We start from the raw sequence: 18,238 nt of genomic DNA, 5'->3' as shown, positions 1-18,238 counted from the left end.
CCCACGCGGACGGCGACGGGTCGCGCCGTGGGCGGCGCGCGACCGGCGCGAGGGCGGGGGCGAGCGGGTGACGGCCGCGGGGCGGCGTCGCGTGCGGCGTGGTGGCAGCCGGGGCCCGAGGGGACTGTCGGCCATGGTGGGAGGGTGTGTGCGGCGGGGTGGGGTGTGTGGCGTGATCGGGGGGGGGGGGGGGGCGGGCGGGGCGGGGGGGGGGGGGGGGGGGGGGGGGGTTACGCCCGTATCTTTCACAAGTGTGTAAGATCGGATGCTCGCTGTCCATAGGCATCGACGGTCGACACAGATCGAGGCAGGCGGCGGATGCCGGAGCGCGACCGATCGCATCGCCCTCTGAGAGGGTCGAACCAGCGCTCCTTGGCATTGACGAGCCGCTCGGCGAACCCTGAGATCTGATCCTTGAACGGTACGGGGCCGGCATCGAACTATTTCATATCTGTGCATTGCGATCGAATCCGCAGCAGGCCATCACGGGCACCGGATGCGAGCCGGAGGATGCCGATGAGCCGCGACTGCCTACCTCCGCAGGCGCCCGAGCCCCCGGGCTTCGCGCTCCCTGACGACGCCTGCGACAGCCACACCCACGTCTTCGGGCCCTACGCGCGCTCCCCCCTCGCGGAAGACCGCAGCTACACGCCCCCGGAGAATGACGGCGCCGCCCTGGTGCGCCAGCTCGACGCGATGGGCCTCGCCCGATGCGTGATCGTTACCGCCAGTGCCTACGGCGACGACAACCGCGCCATGCTGGACGCGCTCGCGGTGGCTCCGGACCGGCTGCGCGGCGTCGCGGTCCTGTCCGAAGGCGTCGGCGAGGCCGACCTCGACGCCATGACGGAGGCGGGCGTGCGCGGCGTACGCGTCAACCTGTTCCGCCGCAACGGACGCCAGGTTTACCGCAACGGCATGGGGCTGGACGCCCTGCGGACGCTCGCGCCCCGGTTGCGGGCGCGGGGATGGCACCTCCAGGCGTGGCTGCACGCACCGGACCTGCCCGAGCTCTGGCCGAGCCTGACAGCCTGCGGCATGCCGGTGGTGATCGATCATATGGGCCGTATGAGCACGGCGCGGGGCGTCGCTGATCCGGGCTTCGCGCTGCTCTGCCGGCTGGTGGCGGACGGCACGGCCTGGACCAAGATCTCGGGTGCCGACCGCCTCACCGAGGCCGGTCCGCTCTACGGCGATGTCGATCCCTTCGCCGCCGCACTCATCGCGGCCAATCCGGAGCGCCTCGTCTGGGGCAGCGACTGGCCGCACATCAACTACTTCGGCGGCGCGAGCGACCACGGCGTCCCGTCCGACGCGGATCTGCTGCGGACGCTCCGGCGCTGGACGGACGACAGCGCCCTGCATCGCATCCTGGTGGACAACCCGGCCGCGCTCTACGGATTCCCGTGAGTCTCCGCGCTACCGGCGCCCTCCGCCTTCCGGTATCACCGACCGGTCAGACGAAGAGGCGGGCCAGCCGGACCGATGCGGGTCATGTGTTTCATGGATGTGAATATCGTTCGTGCGGTGCTGGCGCCGTGACGGTGCGCGCGGACGTCCCGACCGAGTCGCAGGGCGCGGCCGTGAAGTCGGCGCGCCGGGTGGTCGAGGTGCTGGAGCATTTCGACCGCGTCCAATGCCCGCAATCGCTCACCGAGATCGCGGGGGCCCTGGGCTACCCGGCCTCCAGCACCCTGGCCCTGCTCAAGAGCCTGCTCGCCCTCGACTACCTCTCGTACGATTTCGAGCGGCGCACCTACAGCCCGACCATGCGGGTCGCCATGCTGGGCGCCTGGGTGCAGGCCTGCGTCTTCCGCGACGGGGTGCTGATCCGGCTGATGGAGGCGCTGCAGGAGGCGACCGGCGAAACGGTCGTGCTCGGCATGCAGAACGACCTCCACGTCCAGTACATCCACGTCGTCCAGGCTCGCCACCTCCTGCGCTACCACCTGCATCCCGGCACGTTCCGGCCGATCCACTCCACAGCCGCCGGCCGGATGCTGCTGGCGCACCAGTCCCGCGACGCGATCGCCCGCCTCGTGCGTCAGCTCGACCGGCGCGGCGGCGTGACCCTCGACCTCGACGCCTTCTGGGACGGCCTCCAGGCAGTCCGCGCCGCCGGCTACGCGTGGTCGGCCAATCAGGTCACCGAGGGCGCCGGGACCATGGCGGTGCTAGCGCCGAAGATGGCCGACGGGCGCGCCACGGTCCTCGGAGTCGCCGGCCCCCTGTCGCGCCTGGAACCCAACCGGGCGCGCATCCTCGCGGGCCTGCGCGGCATCGTCGGCCCGCCAGTCGCAGATCTGAAAAATTCACGGTTGTAAATTTTGCGGAGTTGAGCGACCCTCCGGTCAAGACGCGCCGGTGCTTCGGGACCCCTGTGGCCTGCGCCGGCGCCGAAGACGGGAGGAGACGGATGACGAGCGGCATCGCCGAGCTTCGGGGGAAGCGCTACGATCTCGATCTGCCCTCGATGCGCGATCGGGTCTCGCCGGAGGAGTGGGAGGCGCGGATCAACCTCGCGGCCTGCTACCGGCTGGTCGCCCTCTGGGACATGACCGACATGATCGCGAACCACATTTCGGTGCGCGTCCCCGGTGAGCCGGAGCATTTCCTGATCAATGCCTACGGGCTGCTCTACGAGGAGATCTCCGCCTCGAACCTCGTGAAGATCGATTTCGACGGCAACATCGTCGACAAGCCCGACTTCGACTATGGCGTGAACCGCGCCGGCTTCGTGATCCACAGCGCGGTCCACCGGGCCCGGCACGCGGTCGATTGCGTCATCCACACGCACACGCCGGCCGGCATGGCGATCTCCGCCATGAAGTGCGGCCTCCTGCCGATGACCCAGACGGCGATGCGCTTCTCGACGGTCGCCTACCACGATTACGAGGGCGTGGCGGTCGATCTCGACGAGCAGAAGCGCCTCGTGGACGACCTCGGCGACGCGGACCTGATGATCCTGCGCAACCACGGCCTGCTGGTGGTCGGGCCGACCGTGCCGCAGGCCTTCAGCAACATCTACCGGGCGGAACTGGCCTGCAAGGCGCAGCTGATGGCGATGGCGGCGAGCACCGATCTGGTCCTGCCCTCCGACGACGTCATCGCCAAGACCAACCACCTCTACCGGCCCGAGGTGCGCCGCCCGTTCGGCGTCCTCGAATGGCCGGCGCTCCTGCGCAAGCTCGACCGGATCGACCCGACCTACCGGGATTGACCGCCGTGACCATGGCTCACCCGGGCACGGTGATCGAGGTGCTGGCGGCCTACGCGGCCTCCGAGCGGGCGCACCCGCTGCCGGAGACCGTGCTGCACCACGCCAAGCGTGCCCTGATCGACTGGTTCGCCGCACTCCTGCCGGGCGCGCGCCTCCCACCCGCGACGCTGCTGGCCGCGGCGCTCGCCGACGAGTTCGGGGGTGCGGCGGGTGGCGGCCGCGCGGTGGTCTACGGCACCGGGCTCCGGGCGCCCCTGCGGACGGCGGCGCTGATCAACGCCACCGCCTCCCACATCGTCGAATTCGACGACATCTTCCGCGATGCGATCTACCATCCGGGTTGTCCGGTGATCGGCGCGGCGCTCGCCGCCGCGCAGACCCTGGGCGCGGACGGTGCGGCGCTGCTGCGGGCCATCGTTGTCGGCTACGAGGTCTCGACGCGCATCGGCGTCGCCGTGCAGCCGTCGCATTACCGCTACTGGCACACGACCGGGACGATCGGCACGTTCGGGGCGGCCGCCGCGACCGCCAGCCTGCTCGGCCTCGATGCCGGTCGCACCGCCCACGCGCTGGCCACCGCCGCCACCATGGCGGCCGGGCTGCAGCAGGCCTTCCGCTCGGACGCCATGTCGAAGCCGCTGCATGCCGGTCACGCCGCGGAGGCCGGGGCGCTGGCCGCCCTGGCGGCCGGCCGCGGCGTCACCGGCGCCCTCGACGTGCTGGAGGGGGAGGCCGGGTTCGGGGCGGCGATGAGCCGGGGCGCCGCGTGGGACCATGCCGTCGATGAGCTGGGGCGCCGCTACAACATCTGCGCCATGACCTTCAAGAACCACGGCTGCTGCGGCCACGCCTTCGCGGCCATCGACGCCGCCCTGGTGCTGCGACCGGATCTCGACCTCGACGCCATCGCGGACATTACGGTCGGGACCTACCGGACGGCCCTCGACGTCACCGACCGGCGCGCGGTCGCGACGCCCTTCGAGGGGCGGTTCTCGACGCCCTTCACCGTGGCGAGCGCCCTCGTGCACGGCAGCGTGCGGCTGGATGCGTTCAGCCCGGAGCGTCTCGCCGATCCACGGGTCCAGGCGTTGATGCGGCGCGTGGAAATGGTCGTCGACCCTGAGAGCGAGGGGGCGTTCCCAGCCCGGCGCTCGGCCGTCGTGACGGTCGCGCTGACGGACGGGCGCCGCCTCACGCAGCGGCAGCCGACCCGCAAGGGCGACCCGGACGCGCCGCTCACCGACGACGAGCTCGCCGACAAGTTCCGCGAACTCGCCGCGCCCGCGGTCGGCGCAGCGGCGGCGGCCGATCTGCTCGCGTCCCTGCGCACCCTCGACACGGCGTCGGCCGAGGCGGTGGCGCGGCTCGGGGTCGGTCCGCCGGTACCGGACTAGGCGGCCGGGCCGCACCAACACACCCGCCAGAGCCGCAAGATCGGCCGGCGGCCTCCAGGGAGGACAGCGCATGGACACGCGGGCAATCCCCGTCGGCCTCGCCACACACGATGGCACGCGGCCGGCTCGGGAGATGGACCTGGAGAGTGCCACGATCCGCCGGATCAACCGGAGGTTCATGCCGATCCTCGTCGTGGCCTACATGGTCTCGTTCATCGACCGGGTGAATGTCGGCTTCGCGGCGCTGACGGCCAACAAGGACCTCGGGCTCAGCGCCACGACTTACGGCTGGGGCGCGGGCATCTTTTTCCTCGGCTACTTCCTGTTCGAGTACCCGAGCAACGTGATGATGGGCCGGGTCGGCGCGCGCCTCTGGCTCGCCCGCATCATGATCACCTGGGGCTTCGTCTCGGCCGGGATGGCGCTGGTGACCGGGCCCGTCTCGTTCTGCGTCGCCCGGTTCCTGCTCGGCGTCGCGGAGGCCGGGTTCTTCCCCGGCCTGCTCCTGTTCGCCGCGCTCTGGTACCCGAAGGCGTACCGGGCCCGCTGCATCGGCCTCATGCTGGTGGGCATGGCGGTCTCGAGCCTCGTCGGCGCGCCGATCTCCGGGCTCCTGCTCGGGCTCGACGGGTGGCTCGGCCTGTCAGGCTGGCAGTGGATGTACATCCTCGAAGGGCTGCCCGCGGTGTTCCTCGGCGTGCTGCTGCTCTTCGTCCTGACAGATCATCCCGAGAAGGCCGCGTGGCTCAGCCGCGAGCAGCGGGACTGGCTGCGGACGGCTCTGGCCGCCGAGCCCGCCCGCGCGCACGCGGCGCCGAACATCTGGGCGACGATCCGCGATCCGAGGGTGCTGTTCTACGCCCTGCTGTTCTTCAACGTCACGACGGCGAGCTACGGCCTGAGCCTGTGGCTGCCGCAGATCATCAAGGCCGCGGGCCTGACCAATGCCCAAACCGGCTTCGTGACCGCGATCCCCTACGCGTTCGGAACGCTGGCGATGGTTTTGGGCGGTTGGTGGTCGGACCGGCACGCGGACCGGATCGTGCCGACCGCCGCCATGACCTTCCTGGTCGCTGCCGGCCTCGCCGTCTCGGTCTGGCTCGCCGAGCCGCTGGCGCAGTTCGCGGCGATCTGCGTGGTGATGATCGGGATCTACGGGCTGAAGGGCCCCTCGCTGGCACTCTACACGGAGCGTTTCCCGGGGCCGGCGGCGGCCGGCTCGATCGCCATGGTGACCGCGCTCGGCAACCTGTCCGGCTTCCTGCCCCCCTACCTCGTCGGCTGGATCAAGGACGCGACCGGCCAATTCTCCTACGGCCTCCTGTTCCTGGCCGCGGTCGCCTTCCTGGGCGGCGTGCAGGCCCTGCTCGCCCCCGCCTTCGAGCGGCGCCTCGCCGCCGCTGCGCCGCGATAACGGGAGGGACCGCGATGCTCGCCACGGACACCGCCTTCGGGACCGGGAGACCCACCCTCCATCGCCGCGTCGCCTCGATTCTCGGTGGCTCCGTGGGCAACCTGATCGAGTGGTTCGACCTCCACATCTACACGGCGTTCTCCCTCTACTTCGCGCCGCAATTCTTCCCCGGCGACTCGCCGAACGTGCAGCTCCTCAACGCGGCCGGGATCTTCGCCCTGGGCTTCCTGCTGCGGCCCCTCGGAAGCTGGATCTTCGGAATCTACGCCGACCGGCACGGGCGACGTACCGCGCTGAGTCTGTGCGTGACGCTGATGTGCGGGGGCTCACTGCTGATCGCGGTCTGCCCGACCTACGCGCAGGCTGGGATCCTGGCGCCAGCGGCGCTCCTGCTCGCGCGCATGCTGCAGGGTCTGTCCCTGGGCGGCGAATACGGGGCGAGCTCGGTCTACCTGACGGAGATCGCGGATGCCCGCCGCCGCGGCTTCTTCAGCAGCTTCAACTACGTGACGCTGATCTCCGGCCAGCTGCTCGCGACCTTCCTGCTGGTCGTGATGCGTGCGCTGCTGAGCGCCGAGCAGATCGCCGCCTGGGGCTGGCGCATCCCGTTCGCCATCGGCGCCGCCTGCGCGGTCGTCGGCTACGCCCTGCGCCGGAACATCGACGAGACGGACCAGTTCAAGGCGCTCCAGCGGCGGGGCACGGCGGAGCGGCCGACGCTGCGCCTCCTCGCCCATCCGCGCGCGCTGGTTCTCGTGGCGGGCATGACCGTCGGCGGCACCGTCGCGTTCTTCACCTACACCGTCTACATGCACCGCTTCCTGTCGAACTCGGCAGGGCTGACGCGGGACCAGACCACGCTCGTCTCCTGCGCGACGCTGCTGATCTTCGCCCTGCTGCAGCCGGTGCTCGGTGCGCTGTCGGACCGGATCGGGCGCAAGCCCCTGCTCCTCGCCTTCGGCGTGCTCGGCACCCTCGGCACCGTGCCGCTCATGAGCGCGATGACGGGGGTGCACGATCCGTGGTCGGCGTTCATCCTGCTGATGATCGCCCTGGTCATCGTGTCCGGCTACACCTCGGTCAACTCGGTGGTGAAGGCGGAACTCTTCCCGACGAGCGTGCGTGTCCTCGGCGTCGGTCTTCCTTATACCCTGGCGACATCGCTCTTTGGCGGGAGCGCCGAGTATGTCGGCCTGTGGTTCAAGCATCTCGGCCACGAGAGTTTGTTCTTCTACTACGTCAGTGCCTGCATCGCCTGCACGCTCGTCACGACGCTTTTCCTCAAGGAGGGCGGCACGGCGAGCCTCGATTCGGAGCGCGTGGAGGGCGAACCCACCGCCACGTGGGGCTCGTGACCGACAGCGCGCGCGGCGTCGACCCCTCCCAGCCGACAGAGGATAGCCCATGGCAGACCCCCAACTCATCGTGCAGCGGGACGGCCCGATCGGCTGGCTGACCTTCAGCAATGCCGCCAAGCACAACGCCATGACCTTCGAGATGTGGAGCGGCGTGCCCGAAGCGGTCGCCGGCCTCTCGGAGGATCCGGATATCCGGATCCTGGCGCTGAAGGGGGCGGGCGAGAAGGCGTTCGTGTCCGGAGCCGACATTTCCGAGTTCGAGACGAAACGCGGCTCGGGGGAGGCCCAGGCGGCCTACAACGCCGCCGCGGACGCGGCGACCGCGGTGATCCAGACCTGTCCCAAGCCGACCCTCGCCATGATCCGCGGCTACTGCATCGGCGGCGGCCTCGGCCTCGCGCTGGCCTGCGACCTGCGCTTCGCCGCCGAGGGCACGCGGTTCGCGATCCCGGCGGCCAAGCTCGGGCTCGGCTACCGATACGCCGGCATGCGCCGCCTGGTCGACGTGGTCGGCCCGTCGCGGGCCAAGGACATCTTCTACTCGGCGCGCCAGTTCGAGACCTCCGAGGCGCTGGGTATGGGGCTCATCAACCGGGTCGTCGCCAAGGACGCGCTCGAAGGGGAGGTCCGCGCCTATTGCGCCCGCGTCGCCGCCAACGCGCCGCTGACCATCGCGGCCGCGAAGCTCGCCATCGAAGCGGCCGCCACCGAGCCCGACCCGGACGCCCTCGCCGCCATCGACCGGGCGATCAAGGCCTGCTTCGCCAGCGAGGATTACCGGGAGGGCCCGATCGCCTTCCGCGAGAAGCGGCCGCCGAACTTCAAGGGCCGCTGAGCGGCCCCCGACCTGCCACGCCACGCGAAACCGGGAGACGCCCATGCCCTCTGCCACCGCGCTGAGCCGCTTCACGGTGCTGGATCTCACCCGCGTGCGCTCGGGCCCGACGGCGGTGCGCCAGCTCGCCGATTGGGGCGCCGACGTCATCAAGATCGAGCCGCCCGGGGGCGACCGGATCGGCGGCAACCGCGACGGGTCCGACTTCCAGAACCTGCACCGCAACAAGCGCAGCCTCACCCTCGACCTCAAGCAGCCCGAGGGTGTCGCGGTGCTGAAGCGGCTCGCGCACTCGGCCGACGTGCTCGTCGAGAATTTCCGGCCGGACGTGAAGGACCGTCTCGGCATCGGCTACGCGGCGCTGGCGGCGGAGAACCCCCGGCTCGTCTACGCCAGCATCTCCGGCTACGGGCAGGACGGCCCCTACCGCATGCGCCCCGGCCTCGATCAGATCGCGCAAGGGATGGGCGGCCTGATGTCGATCACCGGGGAGGCCGGCGGGGGGCCGGTGCGGGCCGGCATCGCGGTGGCCGATTCGAGCGCCGGCCTGTACTGCGCCCTCGGGATCCTGACGGCGCTCCTGGAGCGGGAGCAGTCGGGCCAGGGGCAATGGGTCCAGACCTCACTCCTGCAGGCGCAGATCGCGCTGCTCGACTTCCAGGCGGCGCGTTGGACCATGGACCATGAGGTCCCGCCCCAGATCGGCAACCACCACCCGACGGCCAGCCCCATGGGCGCCTTCCCGGCCGCCGACGGGCACGTGAACATCGCGCCGATCGGCGAGGCCATGTGGCGGCGCCTGTGCGGCGTGCTCGGCCATCCCGAATGGGCCGAGGACGCGCGCTTCGCCGACCATCCGTCGCGCAGCCGGAACCGCCACGTCCTCGCGGCGGCGATCGCCGCGGTGACGCGCACGCGAACAGCCGTCCACTGGGTCGAGGCCCTCAACGCGGCCGAGGTCGCCTGCGGGCCGGTCTATACGATGGATCAGGTCTTCGCCGATCCGCAGGTCCGGCACCTCAACATGGCCGAGACGGTGGAGCACCCGCGCCTCGGACGGCTGGGCCTAGTCGCGCAGCCGATCCGGATGTCCCGCTCGCACGGGCAGGTACGCACGCCTGCCCCCGATCTCGGTGCGCAGACCGACGCGATCCTCGGTGATCTCGGCTTCGACGCGGGCGCCGTGGCGGAGCTGCGGGAGGAGCGGGTGATCTGAAGGATCGCGAGCCCGGCCTCGAGACCGGGCGGTCAGGAGGGGGACACCATGTCGGATCGGAGACGCCCATGGACCGCGTGAGCCTCGCCGCGGTTCCGGACCGCGCCGCAGCCGGAGGGGTGACGTCCAGCACCCGGATCTTCTGGATCACCTGGGCGGGCTGGATGCTCGATGGCTTCGACTCGGCCATCTACATCTTCGTGCTGGTCCCCGCGGTTTCGGAGCTCCTCGCGGCCGGGGGCATCCAGCCCGCCCGCGGCACGATCGCGCTCTACGGCGGCTACTTCTTCTCGATCTTCATGCTGGGCTGGGCCTGCTCGATGTTCTGGGGCTGGCTCGCCGACCGGATCGGGCGCGTGAAGGTGATGTGCCTGACGATCCTCGTCTACTCGATCTTCACCGGGCTCTGCGGCCTCGCGGGCGGGCTCGCGTCCTTCGCGGTGTTCCGGTTCCTGGCGGGTTTCGGCGTCGGCGGCGAGTGGGCGGCGGGCACGCCGTTGCTCCACGAATCGGTGAGCGAGCATCAGCGCGTGCGGCTCGCGGGCTGGCTCCACACCGCGACCCCGACCGGTCTGTTGCTCGGCGCCGCGGCGTCGTTGCTTGCGCCGGTGATCGGCTGGCGCGGCATGTTCATGCTCGGCGTTCTCCCCGCCCTCCTGGTGTTGGCCATCCGAGCGACCGTGTCGGAGCCCGACCGGGCGCGCCGCGCACAAACAGGATCCGGGCTCCCCCAGCCCAGCATCGCCGAGATGTTCGTGGGGCCGCAGGCCCGCACGACCTGGGCGGCCGGACTCATGATGTCCTGCATCATCCTGGGCCTGTGGTCCTCGACCTACTGGGCGCCAACCTTGGTGATCAGCAAGCTCGTCGCAGCCGGATCGACGTCGGCCGCGGCGCAGAAGGTGGCGGCGATCAGCGGCATCGTCACCAATATCGGCACGCTCGTCGGCTGCCTCGCGATGCCGTTCATCGCGACCTGGTTCGGCAGCCGGCGCCGGACGGCCACCGCCTTCTTCCTCGGCGCGTTCGCCATCAACCTCGTGGCTTATCTCGGCGCCGCCATCTGGCTCGACAGCGTGACGCTGTTCATCGCATTGCTGCCGCTCGTCGGATTCTTCACCAACGCGGTGTTCTCGCTCTACACGATTTGGCTGCCTGAACTCTTCCCGACGAGCCGCCGGGCGTTCGGGTCCGGATTCGCCTTCAGCTTCGGACGGCTCCTCGGCGCGCTCGGGCCGACGATTGTCGGCACCCTCGTGGTCGTGACGGGATCGTACCCGGAGGCCCTATCGATCATCTCGCTGATCTACCTGATCGGCTTGCCGACAATCTGGCTCGCCCCTGAGACCGCCGGCAAGGAACTCCCGGCCTGAGAGCGAAATACTGTCGCTTGGTCAAACGTTTCTGCGCGCTGATCGTACCCTGCAACCAGACAAGGACGCCGCCGTTCGCGACGCGCAACCCAACAGGAGCGGATCGTGCCCAGAGCGGCAGCGTCCGCTTTGGAGCCAAACCGTCTGCCAGGGACTGGCTGGAATGGGCGCAGAGCGGAACGGCCGGTCTCGGGCATCGAGCCGACGCAGCTTACAGCGCAGTTTGGCCGCCACGTCGCCGCCGTGGCCTCGTGAACGAGCCGCCGTCTATCATGCGTCATCCTATCGATCCGGGTCGCCGGGACCGCATCGGGCGGGCCGATTCCACCGGGGTAGATATCGCGTGGCGCTGGAGGCGGTCGGTTAAGGCGCGGTCTCCGTGCTGGAGTGCCGTCCGTTTACGACCGTGAAGCCCTCGACCGCCCCTCGGAACACCGCCATGCGCAATGCGGCCGGTTCCGCCCGGCCTTCGACGCCCCTCAATAGGTTAATGTCGCCCGGACACCCACAACCGTGGCGTTCCTGATAGGCCGTCCCGTGGGATCGCGCGGATCGGGGATGTTGCCGCCCGGATGGAAGACATACTGCAGGTTCGGCTGCACGGTTACGCCCGGCCCCAGGACCGCTTGGTATGTCGCTTCGACGAGGGCCTCGAACCGGCGCCGCGGCATCGCGGTGCCGGTCGCCAGGATGGTGTCGCCGTCGAAGCCCCGCGCCGACGGGGAGATGCGCGCGTAGGACACGGCCACGCCGGCTGTGTCGTTCGAACGGGTCGGAAGGAGGCCGCGGTAGCCGATGCCCGCATCGACGTAGAGATCGACCAGGTTCCGGTCCCCGGGGGAGCCCACGGCGCGCACGAACGCGCTCGCGCCCTCGTCATCCTTGCCCGGCTCGCGAAAGATGGTCTGGTCGATGATCGCGTAGAGGCCGTCGTTGCCCCTGAAGCGTCGCGCGATGCCGGTCGTCGACGGATCCGCGAGGGAGCGCCCCGTGCTGTCGATCCGCAGCGAATCGAACCGGCCGAAATGGTGCCAGCCCCCGACCGTGACCGTCCCGGGCTCGTCCAGGATCTGGCCGGACCGGTCCCGCGCCTCGAAATTGTAGGCGTAGGCGGCCTCCGCGATCAGGAACGGCGGGTCCGACAGCCGGAAGTTCGTCCCTGTCCGATCGCGTCGTTGCGGGTCCGGGTCTTTCCACGCCTGCGCCGGCCCAGCCGGGTCACCGTCGAACAATCCGACCTGGAAGGAGAGGTTGGGGGTCGGGAGATATTTCGCCCGAACGGCCGGCGCGCCGAACGGGTAGGCGGGTCCGCCGCTCGGCAGGTTCGTGCCCGCGATGGTCGGCCAGCCGAAGGTCGAGTTGATGAACAAGGTCGCAGTCTGGCTGACGAGGAACTCAGTGTCGGCCGCGATCTGCCCGATCTTGACCGACAATCGGCTGTCGAAGACCTGTTGCTCGACCCACAACTCGTACAGGCGGGTCGAGGGAAGCGCCTCCAACTCACTCACCACGGCGAGGTCGTTCACCGCCGCCCGGGTCAGTCCCGCTCCGTTGATCTGATAGGCCTCGGCCCGGAACGCCAGGCCCTTCCACCCCGCCAGCCGGTCGAGATCCACGTCGAGCTGCATGTCGATGCGGCCGACGACCGTCGCGGTCCGCCGCGTGCCGCCGTTCGTGTCCCCGAGGATGTCGGCGATGGCGTTGAAGCTGAGGACGATCCCGCGGTCTGCCAGGAAACGGCGAAGGCCGGTCGGGTCCGCCGCGTCGCCCAGCGTCGCCTGGATGGAGGTGGTTGCAACGGCGGACGGTTTGCCCGAGACCTCCGGCTGGGCCACAGACGTGCGCGGATCGCCGCCCGCACCCGTGTTCGCGTTTTGCGCGGCGCACATCGCCGGCGTCAGGCAGCGAAGTGCGAGGTCGACCGCGCATGCGGCGCGGATCGCATGCGCCGCCCAGGGGCGATGACCTGCGGTTCGTGACCGGGCGGATGCGACCATCGCCGCGTACGGTCCGTCAGCGGCGCGCGGCAAACGTTCCGCCCCCAAAGGTCAGTCGCACAGGCATGAGGCTCGCCAGAACTCGTGGTGCGTGCATCGACTGCTACCATAGTGACACGCGTTCGACGGAAGAAGCGGCACTGGCGCGTGTCCGGCCGATACCGTCCAGCGACCGCATCGGTGTGAAAGATGGAGCGACCGATCCCGTCATGAGACACGCATCCGGGTCCGGCTGCTCGTAGTACATGTGATGGTACATGCGGGCATACGGGACGCACTCTTCCGTTCTCCGGTGCCTTGCCCGGACTTATGCGAGGATGTTGACGGCCCGGGCGGCCACGAGCGCCACGGTCAACAGCGAGATCAGCGCCTCCGTCATCATCAGGAGCTTGGCGCGCGCCGTCAGCGGCAGCGTGTCGGTGGGCGAGAAGGCGGTGGCGTTGGTGAAGGCTACAAATAGGTAGTCCACGAAGCCCGGTACGAACCGCGCCCGTGCATCGTCTTGCGCCATCGTCATCTGCGGGAACAAGAAGTCTGGATCTTGCGCCCTGGGATGGCCGCGCAACGCCGCGCCGCCGCGGTCTGTGGTCCAGAACCACAGGGCGAAGATGATGACGTTGGTGCCCCAAATGTTGAGGGCATCGACAAGCAAGGTAGAACCGCCAGCCGCCTTGCCGTTCAGGAGGGCGCGTACCAGGGCTGCGAGGGCGGCCGTGTTGGCCACGGTGACCAGCGCGGTCAGCACCACCGCAAGCCGTCGGATCCGGCGATGAAAATGGTGGATCTCGGCCCAATGCGCGTCCGTTGTGGCACGCCGCGCACGGCCCTGGTTCCAGGCTGTGATCGTTGTGAGCGGCACGAGCAGCGCAACTTCGAGGGCGGGGGCAAGCCACCGCGGCCCTAGCGACAGATCGTTGACGACGAGCAATTGCAACCCGGCGATGCAGGCGACGGCGCCCCGGGCGAGCCAGAAATCGAGTCTGCTCGTCCGCACGCGATCCGGACTCGGGGGAGGCCCCATGAACAATCCCCGATGCTACGCCGTTAAGGGCTGTCTTGGCTGGATCCGCTGAATTTGTGTTGAAGAAGAGGCTGCTGCCGCGCTGACCCGGGCGGAGTGGGGTGGGCCTGAATCAGATGCCGTCGCGTTGAATTCGCCTCGGCGCATCATGCGATAGGCCAGGTGGTCCTTAGGTGAGCGGAAGTGGTCAGGAAGCGGCCTGAAACCGAACGTCGCGAAGCGATTGGCGCGGTTGTGGGTGGCTAAGCGCGCGAATGGCCTATCGCGCCAGGTGCGTCCGCTCACAAGATGCAGTTTCAGCCCACTGAATGACCGGGATGGGCGCTGAGCGATCATTCGGCTGCCGACCCATACCAGCCGCTCGCACCATGCCGGACATTTCTCAAAAGCAGCCATACGGCACGCCCGTACGTTCGATCCTCCGTAATCATCCATCACGACTACGTGAGTTTTTGGCATACAAAATTTCACGTACGGCAACGCAGCAGGGACCCAGCTCTGTCGGGCTCGCTGCAGCGAAATTTGGGAACACAAAAGATGGACGCTAACCGACGCGCATTCCTAGGAACCGCCGCCCTTGGAGCCGGTGGCCTAGTGGCGCTGACGCAGCAGGCTGCTGCAGTGACCACGGATCACGGCGCGCCGGGCGCGGGCGGCTTCGGCCGTGACGTTCAGCAGCTCCCCCCGGGCGCGCAGGTCGCCTACCACGACCCTAAGGATGTCGGCGCCATGCCCGATTTCCATTTCTCCCTCGACGGCAACGTCCCGAAAATCACGTCGGGCGGCTGGGCCAAGGAAGCGACCGTTCACCAGTTCCCCATCAGCAAGGGGATCGCGGGCGTCCATATGTTCCTTGATCCCGGCGCTTCGCGCGAGCTGCACTGGCACGCCATCGCCGCCGAGTGGGCCTACGTGATTGACGGCCGCTGCCAGACGGTTGTGCTCGATCCGTCGGGGGCGAGCGAGATCAACAATTACGAGCCAGGCGACCTCTGGTTCTTCCCGAAGGGCCACGGCCACTCGATCCAGACGATCGGCGACAAGCCCTGCCACTTCATCCTGTCGTTCGACAACGGCGCCTTCTCGGAGCACGGCACCTTCTCGATCACCGACTGGGTCGACGTGTCCCCGAAGGACATGCTGGCGGAGAATTTTGGACTTCCGAAGGAAGCGCTCAACGCCTTCCCGAAGGGCGAGGCCTACATCCAAGCCGGACCGGTCATTCCGCTCTCCCAGGCGCTCGATGCACCCTGGCCGAAGGAATCCACCCACAAGTTCCGGCTCCTGAAGGACCCACGCGCCGTGCGCGAGTTCGACGGGGGGACCTTCCGTCTTGCGACCGTCGACGAGTGGCCGGTTTCCAAGTCGATGTCGGGCGGCGTCATGACGATCCGGCCCGGCCAGATGCGCAAGTTCCACTGGAACGTGAATGCCAACGAGTGGCATTTCTACCTAAAGGGTAAGGGCCAAGTGGCGCTATTCGGCTCGGGCGGTCGCGGCAAGGTCGCAGAGTTCAATCCGGGCGATGTGGCCTACATCCCGATGGGATTCGGCCACGCGATCAAGAATGTCGGTGACGAGGATCTGGAGATCATCCAGACCTGGGACAATGGCAAGTTCGAGGAGATCGACCTCGATGCTTGGATCAAGGCCAGCCCGAACTATCTCGTGTCCAACAACTTCGTCGGCGTACCGGCCGAGACGATCACGAAGCTAAAGCAAGGCTAATCGAAATTCTATTATCGACTAGAAGGGTGAGGTTCTTCTGTAGGGCCTCACCCTCCATGAACTAAGACAACCTGCTGTACTGCCTCATGGTATAAGACCTCTGATTATACCGCTTAGCCGCCCGAAAGCAGACCGGCAGAAATCCACCTTGAACAGCCATTGCGGTTCCGATCCATCGCAGAAGCTCGATGAGGCGGAGTCGTACCGCTGAATCAGATGGTTCGTCGTCCGCCCGCCTCGGTGCAGGGATCGTCCGAGGGCAGACAGCGTCGCTGCGGTTTATTTGGCCTGGTTCATCGTCCGAACCATCACGTCATCGCGCGCGCAAGAGCCGCCTCATCGAACGCAGCCTCGCTTGGCTGCGATCGTGGGTGTATCGGTCATCGAGCGGGCTCACGACCGCTTCCAAAAAAATTACCAACCGTTCTAGACGACCGGTCTAATTTGGGCTATATGCCTCTCATGGCACGCGAGAGTGACAACATCGCCGTCCGGCAGGGCATCCTGGACACCGCATCGTGGGTGCAAAGGGATTCTCGGGCGTCGGGATCAACGAGACTCTAATCGCGGCTCAGGTCCCGAAGGGGGCGTTCGACCACTATTTCGGTTCGAGGGAGGCGCTCGGCGAGGCGATTCTGGCCGACCACCTCGCTGAACCTGCCTTGAAATACGCAGAACGATTGATGAATTACTGGCGCAAGTGGCAATCAACACAAGGCGGTATCGACTATCAACGCAAGTGCCTACCGGTAAAGCTCGCTAACGGCTTGCTGATGACCAGCCAAAACCCGGCCTCCTCCGGACCGGCGGCCGAGCGTCTGCTCGAACGGCTTGCGAACCGGTGAGGGCCGGAGGCGTAGTGCCATCGGAGACGCGGCTGTCCCTCGGCGCAGCCATCGAACGCCCTTCTAGAACCGACCACTGAACGGCTGCATCGAGCGGGGCACCGAAACCGTCGCAGCGCCCCGCTGCCAAGAGGCTCTCTCGCATCAGACCCACGGCACGCGCCGACGAAGGTCCGGCCGGATCCGAGTCCTGGGACTCACGCGGGCAGCCCCATCAACGCAGAGAGGCACTCCCATGTCTGACGCCTTAGAGACCTTCAGAGGATTGCAACGGGTCTACGATTTTCCGGCGCGCTCCGGGACCGTGCAGACGCTGGTGCCGCGTGTGAAGCTGTTTTGGTCGACGGAGAAAACCGAGAGGACGCCCACGCTCCCGAACCAAAGCATCGTCATCATGATCAGCGGCCGGAAGACGGCGCATCTCGACGGCGCGCGGATCAACTACGACCAGGACAACTACCTCGTGGTCAGCATGCCGGTCCCGTTCGAGTGCGCCAGCGATGCCACCGAGCGTGACCCCTTGCTCGGGATGTCCATCGACATCGACCTCCCGGCTCTCAACCGGTTCGCGGACATACCAGGCGCGGTGTCCCCGCCGGCGACGGAGGAGCCGACATTTCTGCCGCCGGGCCTGCAACCGGCACCGGTCGACACGGCGCTATCGGACGCCGTCCGACGTCTCGTTCGCATGCTTCGCTCACCGAGCGACACGCTGGCGCTCGGCGCCTCGACCGCCGACGAGATCGTGTACCATGCGCTGAAGGGTACGCATGGGGCCGCCCTCTTGGCCCTGACGAGGCCGGCAAGTCAGCACGCACGCATCGCCCGCGCAATCTCGCGGATCCATCGGGGTCCCGCCAGAACGCTCGCGGTGGATGAGCTTGCGACCGTCGCAGGCATGAGCGTCAGGAGTTTCCATCGCGCGTTCAAGGCGGCGACCCGCAAAACCCCGCTGCAATACATCAAAATCGTCCGACTGAGCATGGCGATGAGCTTGCTTCAATCTGAGACGCGCGATGTCAGTGCGGTCGCGCGACAGGTCGGCTACGAGAGTGGCTCGCAATTCAGCCGCGAATTCAAACGTCATTTTCACGTAACCCCGACGGATGTCAAAGCGCGGCGGCAATCCTGACGCGCCGCGGTTACTTCTACCCGCCCGCATGCCGATTGATTTTGGCAGGATCCGGCTTTAATTTGGCAGGAACAGGCAAAACTGAAGCGTGGCGTTGGTTATAGTGATCCGCGAACGGTTCAGGATGCTCTGCCGCGGGTCTCCGGCAAGCCCTTGAGCCGCGGTGGGAGGTCCCCGGTGATCTCGTTCTCGGTCAACAACGTCGACGTCCAGGTCGATGCGCCCGGCGACACGCCCCTGCTCTGGATCCTGCGGGACTGGCTGAACCTGACGGGCACCAAGTTCGGGTGCGGCGTGGCGCAGTGCGGGGCCTGCACCGTCCACGTCGACGGCCAGGCGCGGCGTTCCTGCGTCACCCCGGTGGCGAGCGTCGCCGGCTCGGCTGTCACGACAATTGAAGGCCTTGCCGCCACTGTGGGCGATGGGCGTGAACTCCACCCCCTCCAGGCCGCCTGGATCGAGGCTCAGGCCCCGCAATGCGGGTATTGCCAATCGGGCCAGCTGATGCAGGCCGCGGCACTTCTGGGTGACAATCCCGATCCGTCCGACGACGACATCAGGAACGGCATGGCCGCCAACCTGTGCCGCTGCATGGCGTACATACGCATCAAGAAGGCGATCAAGCTGGCCGTCCGGGCCCAGAACGGGGGGCGGAAATGATAGGGGTCGACGTCACCCGACGATGGTTCCTCGCATCCTTGGGAA

The 18,238-nt window shown here is 68.1% G+C and carries 15 protein-coding genes; 13 read left to right on the top strand and 2 right to left on the bottom strand.

Translation table 11 applies throughout. From position 1 onward, the window contains the following. The first annotated feature begins 516 nt into the window (after window positions 1-516). The 9 genes from MKK69_RS04255 to MKK69_RS04215 all read left to right on the top strand — a co-directional run bounded on the left by MKK69_RS04255 (window position 517) and on the right by MKK69_RS04215 (window position 10,810). Window positions 517-1,410 carry an amidohydrolase family protein gene (locus MKK69_RS04255; protein WP_243966121.1) on the top strand — a complete coding sequence of 298 codons (894 nt, stop codon included), beginning with the start codon at window positions 517-519 and terminating at the stop codon, window positions 1,408-1,410. A 128-nt stretch (window positions 1,411-1,538) separates the two neighbouring features. Continuing rightward, window positions 1,539-2,324, top strand: a complete 786-nt coding sequence (locus tag MKK69_RS04250) for an IclR family transcriptional regulator (RefSeq protein ID WP_243966113.1) — start codon at window positions 1,539-1,541, stop codon at window positions 2,322-2,324. A gap of 92 nt (window positions 2,325-2,416) precedes the next feature. Beyond that, on the top strand, window positions 2,417-3,220 hold the full coding sequence (locus MKK69_RS04245; protein ID WP_243966104.1) for a class II aldolase/adducin family protein: 804 nt from the start codon (window positions 2,417-2,419) through the stop codon (window positions 3,218-3,220). Between the two features lie 11 nt (window positions 3,221-3,231). Further along, window positions 3,232-4,614 (top strand): MmgE/PrpD family protein, encoded by a 1,383-nt coding sequence (locus MKK69_RS04240; RefSeq protein ID WP_243966130.1) that lies wholly within the window; start codon window positions 3,232-3,234, stop codon window positions 4,612-4,614. Window positions 4,615-4,684: 70 nt separating this feature from the next. Further along, window positions 4,685-6,028 (top strand): MFS transporter, encoded by a 1,344-nt coding sequence (locus MKK69_RS04235; protein ID WP_243966102.1) that lies wholly within the window; start codon window positions 4,685-4,687, stop codon window positions 6,026-6,028. A 14-nt stretch (window positions 6,029-6,042) separates the two neighbouring features. Next, entirely contained in the window at window positions 6,043-7,383 is a 1,341-nt protein-coding gene (locus MKK69_RS04230) for an MFS transporter (RefSeq protein WP_243966099.1), read from the top strand. A 49-nt stretch (window positions 7,384-7,432) separates the two neighbouring features. Beyond that, on the top strand, window positions 7,433-8,221 hold the full coding sequence (locus tag MKK69_RS04225) for an enoyl-CoA hydratase (RefSeq protein WP_243966097.1): 789 nt from the start codon (window positions 7,433-7,435) through the stop codon (window positions 8,219-8,221). A gap of 43 nt (window positions 8,222-8,264) precedes the next feature. Further along, window positions 8,265-9,437, top strand: a complete 1,173-nt coding sequence (locus MKK69_RS04220) for a CaiB/BaiF CoA transferase family protein (RefSeq protein WP_243966095.1) — start codon at window positions 8,265-8,267, stop codon at window positions 9,435-9,437. Window positions 9,438-9,505: 68 nt separating this feature from the next. Further along, window positions 9,506-10,810: an MFS transporter gene (locus MKK69_RS04215; RefSeq protein WP_243966093.1), complete on the top strand. Its 1,305-nt coding sequence runs from the start codon at window positions 9,506-9,508 to the stop codon at window positions 10,808-10,810. A 479-nt stretch (window positions 10,811-11,289) separates the two neighbouring features. Here MKK69_RS04215 and MKK69_RS04210 read toward each other — a convergent pair whose 3' ends face one another. Next, a complete protein-coding gene (locus MKK69_RS04210; RefSeq protein WP_243966084.1) occupies window positions 11,290-12,699 on the bottom strand; it encodes a carbohydrate porin in 1,410 nt (469 codons plus the stop codon). Window positions 12,700-13,114: 415 nt separating this feature from the next. Then, window positions 13,115-13,828, bottom strand: a complete 714-nt coding sequence (locus MKK69_RS04205; protein ID WP_279598181.1) for a hypothetical protein — start codon at window positions 13,826-13,828, stop codon at window positions 13,115-13,117. A 594-nt stretch (window positions 13,829-14,422) separates the two neighbouring features. Here MKK69_RS04205 and MKK69_RS04200 point away from each other — a divergent pair. From MKK69_RS04200 to MKK69_RS04185, 4 genes are all read left to right on the top strand, one after another. Further along, complete coding sequence (locus MKK69_RS04200; protein ID WP_243966080.1) at window positions 14,423-15,556, top strand: cupin domain-containing protein; 1,134 nt, start codon at window positions 14,423-14,425, stop codon at window positions 15,554-15,556. A gap of 518 nt (window positions 15,557-16,074) precedes the next feature. Further along, window positions 16,075-16,401, top strand: coding sequence for a TetR/AcrR family transcriptional regulator (locus tag MKK69_RS04195; protein ID WP_243966071.1), 327 nt, complete (start codon window positions 16,075-16,077; stop codon window positions 16,399-16,401). 235 nt (window positions 16,402-16,636) lie between these two features. Next, entirely contained in the window at window positions 16,637-17,533 is an 897-nt protein-coding gene (locus MKK69_RS04190) for an AraC family transcriptional regulator (protein ID WP_243966069.1), read from the top strand. A gap of 177 nt (window positions 17,534-17,710) precedes the next feature. Further along, the gene (locus tag MKK69_RS04185) at window positions 17,711-18,193 is read left to right on the top strand and encodes a (2Fe-2S)-binding protein (protein WP_243966067.1); all 483 of its coding nucleotides are present in this window, start codon (window positions 17,711-17,713) and stop codon (window positions 18,191-18,193) included. Window positions 18,194-18,238: the final 45 nt, after the last annotated feature.

This window comes from Methylobacterium sp. J-026 (genome assembly GCF_022829585.1).
In the GTDB taxonomy this organism is placed as follows: Bacteria; Pseudomonadota; Alphaproteobacteria; order Rhizobiales; family Beijerinckiaceae; genus Methylobacterium.
Note: the sequence above shows the minus strand (reverse complement) of the source record. Positions and strands in the feature narration are given on the sequence as shown.